The sequence below is a fragment of the Longivirga aurantiaca genome (assembly GCF_042660085.1).
GTDB lineage: Bacteria > Actinomycetota > Actinomycetes > S36-B12 > CAIYMF01 > Longivirga > Longivirga aurantiaca.
In genome coordinates, this window is the sequence record NZ_JBHSTI010000028.1 from 1 (window position 1) to 5696 (window position 5696).

Annotated in this window: 6 protein-coding genes and 1 pseudogene; 5 read left to right on the forward strand and 2 right to left on the reverse strand. The window is 72.8% G+C overall.

The window, feature by feature from the left end:
• From ACFQGU_RS16190 to ACFQGU_RS16200, 3 genes are all read left to right on the forward strand, one after another.
• On the forward strand, nt 1-569 hold a 569-nt coding region (locus ACFQGU_RS16190; protein WP_386768694.1), incomplete at its 5' end, for an FAD-linked oxidase C-terminal domain-containing protein.
• Nucleotides 570-766: 197 nt separating this feature from the next.
• Nucleotides 767-1717, forward strand: a complete 951-nt coding sequence (locus ACFQGU_RS16195) for a glycerophosphodiester phosphodiesterase (RefSeq protein ID WP_386768696.1) — start codon at nt 767-769, stop codon at nt 1715-1717.
• Between the two features lie 124 nt (nt 1718-1841).
• The gene (locus ACFQGU_RS16200; protein ID WP_386768698.1) at nt 1842-2804 is read left to right on the forward strand and encodes a DUF5926 family protein; all 963 of its coding nucleotides are present in this window, start codon (nt 1842-1844) and stop codon (nt 2802-2804) included.
• A 302-nt stretch (nt 2805-3106) separates the two neighbouring features.
• On the opposite strand, the gene ACFQGU_RS16205 is transcribed toward ACFQGU_RS16200, so the two are convergent.
• Together ACFQGU_RS16205 and ACFQGU_RS16210 are read right to left on the reverse strand one after the other, a co-directional pair.
• Complete coding sequence (locus ACFQGU_RS16205; RefSeq protein ID WP_386768700.1) at nt 3107-3733, reverse strand: TMEM165/GDT1 family protein; 627 nt, start codon at nt 3731-3733, stop codon at nt 3107-3109.
• A gap of 5 nt (nt 3734-3738) precedes the next feature.
• Complete coding sequence (locus ACFQGU_RS16210; protein WP_386768702.1) at nt 3739-4869, reverse strand: hypothetical protein; 1131 nt, start codon at nt 4867-4869, stop codon at nt 3739-3741.
• Between the two features lie 98 nt (nt 4870-4967).
• Here ACFQGU_RS16210 and ACFQGU_RS16215 point away from each other — a divergent pair, with 98 nt between their 5' ends.
• Nucleotides 4968-5462: a DUF4446 family protein gene (locus tag ACFQGU_RS16215; RefSeq protein ID WP_386768704.1), complete on the forward strand. Its 495-nt coding sequence runs from the start codon at nt 4968-4970 to the stop codon at nt 5460-5462.
• 18 nt (nt 5463-5480) lie between these two features.
• Nucleotides 5481-5696: pseudogene (locus ACFQGU_RS16220) on the forward strand (VOC family protein); the annotation flags it as partial.

Sequence of the window (5696 nt, forward strand, 5' to 3'; positions counted from 1 at the left end):
TCTGCGAGCACACCGGGCTGCCCTGGCCGCTGGCCGGGCCCGCCGCACACATGCTCGTGCTCGAGACCGAGAGCGCGGCGCCGGGCGAGGTCGCGATGGAGCTGCCCGACGACCTCGACGTCGTGGTGGCCATCGACGCCGCCGACAAGGCGCGCTTCTGGACCTACCGCGAGGCCGCCGGCGAGGCTGTGACGGCGCAGCACGTCGCGCACCGCTTCGACGTGACGGTGCCCCGCCACGACTGGGACGCGTTCGTGGCCGACGCCGTCTCGCGGCTGCGCGAGGTGCCCGACGTCTCGCACGTGTACGCGTTCGGGCACCTGTACGACGGCAACCTGCACGTCGAGGTGATCGGCCCCGACGCGGATGACGAGCGCGCCGACGCCGTCGTGCTGCAGTGCGTGGCCGATCATGGCGGCTCGATCTCGGCCGAGCACGGCGTGGGGCGCGCGAAGGCGGCGTACCTCCACCTGTCCCGAACGTCGGCCGAGCTCGCGCTGATGCGCTCGGTCAAGGACGCCGTCGACCCGCACGGGCTGTTCAACCCCGGAGCCCTGTTCGCCGGCTGACCGCCGTACGGCGACGGCACCAAGATCACGAGTTCGGGTCAGATCGTGCAGTTCAACTGCCGTGATCGACCCTAGGGGTGGAGAGCGCGAGCTCGGTCGCGGGAGAACGAGCGACCGGGTGTTCATCGCGGTGTGGTCGTGTCGTGGGGCGTTGGACGCCGGGCGCTGCCACGATTACCGCCGTGCACCATCCGCCTGTGCGACCCCAGGTCGTCGCGCACCGTGGCTCGAGCGCCGACGCCCCCGAGCACACCCTCGACGCCTATCTCCGCGCCCTCGCCGACGGCGCCGACGCCCTCGAGTGCGACGTGCGCCTGACCGCCGACGGCCATCTCGTGTGCGTCCACGACCGCACGATCGACCGCACGAGCGACGGCCGCGGTGTCGTCTCGGTCATGACCCTCGACGAGCTCCACGACCACGACTTCGGCGCCTACCGCAAGGAGCAGGCGCCGCTGACCCGGCGCGAACGTCGGCGTCAGGCGATGCTGAGCTTCGGGCGCGACTTCGCCCCGTTCGACTCCGGCCCCTTCCTCGTCGCCGCGACCGGCACGTCGGCGGGAGTCAGCGCGGAGAAGCCCGAGGCCGGAGGTCGCGACGGCGCCGGTCCGATGCTCGAGGACGAGCCCCTCGTGATGGATGAGGCGCGGCACCGCGTGCTCACCCTCGACCGCCTCCTCGAGCTCGTGCTCGACTCCGACCGCGAGGTGGGCCTCGCGATCGAGACCAAGCACCCCACGCGCTACGCCGGCCTCGTCGAGGAGCGGGTCGCCCAGACGCTGAGGCGGTTCGGGCTCGCCCGTCCGCGGACCGAGAACGACCAGCGCATCCGGGTCATGAGCTTCAGCCAGCTGTCGGTCCGGCGCATGCGCGCGATGACCCCGGGCCTGCCGACCGTGTTCCTCATGGAGCGCGTCCCGCTCCGCTTCCGCGACGGCTCGCTCCCCTTCGGCGCACGCATCGCAGGGCCCTCGATCGACATCGTGCGGCAGTACCCGCGGTACGTCGACCGCGTTCACCGCCAGGGCAACGCGGTGCACGTGTGGACCGTCGACGACCCCGCCGACGTCGAACTGTGCGTGCGCCTCGGCGTCGACGCGATCATCTCCAACCACCCGCGGATGGTCGCCGAGCACCTCGGCCTCTGACCCCCGCGTCCGCCGTCCCCGAGCTCCGCCGTACGGCGCCCGGCCGACCGCGGCCGCCCGGAGCCCGGCCGTGCGCGTGCACCGCTCGGGCGCGGTGCACCCCGACTCGCATAGGCTCCCGGCCGTGGCCAAGAACAAGCGCGGTGCAGGTGCCCCCAGCTCGACCTCCGTCGGCGACGCCGACATCCCCGTGGTCGGAGGGCGCGAGCCCTGCCCGTGCGGGAGCGGGCGCCGCTACAAGGCGTGCCACGGGCGGGCCGCCGCCACACTCGTCCGTCGCCCGTTCGAGGGGCTCGCGGGCGAGTGCGACTGGGTCGCGCTCAAGGAGATCGTGCCGAGCGCGACCGCGGCGCTGACCCTCGCCCCCGAGCAGGCGAAGGCGGCGGATGGCCGTCCCGTCACCCTCGCGACCGTCCTCCCCCTCGCCTGGCCCGCGCTCGTGCGCACCGACGGCGCCGTGTTCGTCGGCCTGCAGACCCCCACCTCGAGCGACGACGCGAGCCGCGACATCGCCGACTCCCTCCTGCGCGCCCTCGTGAGCGAGCACGGCAGCCCCGTGCCGCCGTCGCGCCCCGGCCCCGGCCCGCGCCTGCAGGACGTGCTCATCGCGGATGCGCCGCTCGAGGTCACCGTGCACAGCGGCTTCGACTTCTGGATCGAGGGCAGCGGCGCCGAGACCACCGACGACGTCGCCGCCTCGCTCGAGCGCGCCAACTCCTCGGTCGTCCCCACGAGGCGGCTCACGGGCGTCGAGGCGGCGTACTGGTGCCGCATCGGCCCCAAGGAGCACCTCCGCTGGGTCCTGCCGTACGACGAGGAGCCGCTGCTCGACGCGCTCGCGCGCCTGCACGTCGCCGGGGGCGACACCCTCGGCGACGGCACCCGTCTCATCGGCACCTTCCGCGCCCACGGCCTGCTCGTGCCCGTCTGGGACCTCGTGCCCGGGGCCGAGGCCGACGACGTCGAGGGGCCCGCAGCGGCGTTCGCGGCCCGGCTCACCGAGGCCCTGGCCACGACCGGCGACCTCACGACCGACGAGCGGCACGCCCGCGCCGGCCTCAGCAACCGCCAGGTGACGCTGCGCTGACGCCGCCACCTCGGCACTGCACATCCGGACCTCGTGCTGATCCGCGCTCTCCACGACGCGGATCGGCACGAGGTCCGCGACGTGTCGGGAGGGGGCAGCCGGGGGGCGCGTCACCCCGGACAGAAGAAAGCGATCGGACGTCACCGACGGGGGATGCAGTGACGTCCGATCGGATATAAACGTAAACGCTCCCACCGGGAAAGGGCAAGCGGTCCCCCGGGATCCCAGGGATTTCCTTTAGGTTTTCTTGAGGTAGCGCCGCTGGACGACCGGAAATGGTCTGGACCGATCTCGGCCGGCCCTCAGGAACGGACGAGCTCCACCAGGGTGACGACGGAGAGCAGCGCCAGGAGGCCGCCCGAGACCAGGCGGACGCGCCACAGCGGCACCCGCTGCTGCAGCCACGAACCGGCGAGCGTGCCGATGCCCGCGACCGTCGCGAGCGCGAGCCAGGCCCCCAGGAACACCGAGATCGGGAGGCCGGTGCGCGCGGCCTGGCCGGCCGTGACGAGCTGGGTGAGGTCGCCCCACTCGGCGGTGAAGATCACCGCGAACGTCGTGCCGAACGCCGCGAGCCGGGTGGACCCCGGCTTGGCCTTGGCCGCGATCTCCTCCTCCTCCGCGGCCTCCTCGGCCGCCTCCTCCTCGCGGGCCCGGAGGCCGCCGCGCACGAGGATGACCGCACCGACCGCGAACAGGGTCGCGGTCACGCCGAGCACCAGCTTCTCCGGCAGCAGCGAGAGCAGCTGTCCGGCCACGACCGCGATCACCATCTGGATGCCGAAGGCGAGGGTGGCCCCCAGCCACACCACGAGGCGCGGGAACCGGGCGGCGAGGACGAGGGTCGCGATGAAGGACTTGTCCGGGAGCTCGGCCGGGAAGATGACGGCGAAGGTGGCGAGCAGAACTCCGAGGTCGAACCAGGACACCTGCGTCATTCTCCCGGAACCGGGCGGCCGCTCCGACCGCCCGGCATCCGGTTCACCGGGCGGTACGGCGAGATCTCCGGCAGCGGAGGCGTCCGCGGACCGCTCCAGGGCGCGGGGACCGCGTCGATCCGGCGTGCGAGCTCGTACGCCGAGTGCTCGTAGTTGACCCGCCAGCCGCGAAAGTGCGGCCACGCCTCCTCCGGCGTCCGGCTCATGAGGTAGCCGAAGTCCGACAGCATCGCGTAGGCCTCGGCGAACTGCTCGTACGGCAGCTCGATCTCGGTGTCCGGGTCGGGGTCGTCATCGACCGGGATGCCCTCGGCCCGGGCGATGTCGTGGATCGCCACGATGCCCTGGCGCAGCGCGACGCGCGCCGGCCCCTGCGGGTTGTGGGGGTTGCAGGCGAGCTCGAACGCCGCGGAGTCGAGCACGGCGAGCAGCGCGACGAGCCAGTTGCGGTGGGGCTGGGCCGAGCGCACGTGGATGAGCACGGGGTAGTTCGTGTGGCTCTCGGCGACGTCCGCCGCCCACCGCTCCCAGTCGCGCCACAGGGTCGCGAGCTCGCCCGAGGAGTTCACGATCGCGTGCCGGCCGACGATCTCCGGCCCCCAGTTGGGCTCGCCGCCGCGCGCGTAGAGCAGGGCGACGTCGACCTCGCGCCGGTTGTAGGCGGCGTACAGGCTCGGCAGGTAACCGATGAGGAGGCCGACCACGACCGGGCCCGTCGCCGCTGCGATGAAGTCGATGGCCGTGAGCTGACCGCGGTCGGTGCTCGCGAAGCCCAGCGTGAACAGGCTCGACCCCGCTTCGCGGAACGACGCCGCCCAGTCCAGCGGCGAGAACGAGAAGAGCAGGAACGTGAAGCCCACGAACAGCAGCCCGAGCCAGGTGGCCAGCGTGATGATGAGCGAGGTCGGTGCGGCGTACGCCAGCACCGCGTCGCGGGCGGCGTACGTCGTGGTGCGGTGCGCCACGAACCGGTAGGCGCCGAGCGTGGCGCGCAGCACCGAGGCCGACAGCTTGCTGCGGACGCCGCGGGGCACGACCAGGGTGCGCAGGATCGAGGACCCGACGGCCAGCACGATGGCGAGGCCCACGAGGAAGCACAGGATCGAGACGGGCAGCGAGGTCGTCACCCGACCGCACCCCGACCCTGCCTCAGTGCCACGTGCCGACAGTACGCGCCGTCGACGCGGTGGACCGGGCACCACGTCGGCGCCGATACCCTTGCGCTGTGTCCCTCGACCCCACCGCCCGCGACATCCTGGTCATCGTCTCGCTCGTCGTGGGGGTCCTCGGCTTCGTCGTGGCGCTCGTGGCGTTCCTGTGGATCCGCAAGGCCCGGCGCGATCTCGCGCTCCTCGCGGCCGACGGCGACAACGACTCCTTCATCGGCGCTGTCGCGCGCAAGACCGAGGAGGTCCAGGCCCTGCGCAGCGAGGTCGACGACCTGGCCGCGCTCCTCGCCCAGACCCGCACCGAGCTGTCGGACGCGATCCGGCACGTCAGCGTCGTGCGCTACGACGCCTTCGGCGACATGGGTGGGCGGCTGTCGTTCTCGGCGGCGATGCTCGACGACGGCGGCGACGGCCTCGTGCTCACCTCGATCCACGGCCGGTCCGAGACCCGCTCGTACATCAAGGGCGTGAAGTCGGGGCAGAGCGAGGCCTCGCTGTCGCCCGAGGAGCTGCAGGCGATCAGCTTCGCCCTGCGCGGCCGCTCGGCCTGATCGGGCGCAGGAGCTCTCGTGAGCACGCAGCCCGGCTGGCCGGAGCATCTTCCGGTCTCGGCGGTGCGCATCGCCCGCCCCACCGACCGGCTCGCGGAGTGCGTGGCGTTCTACGTCGAGGGCCTCGGGCTCGCGCATCTCGGCGGCTTCGACGGGCACGCGGGCTACGAGGGCGTCTTCCTGGGCCTGCCCGGTGAGCAGGTGCACCTCGAGCTCACCAGCCACGTCGACGGC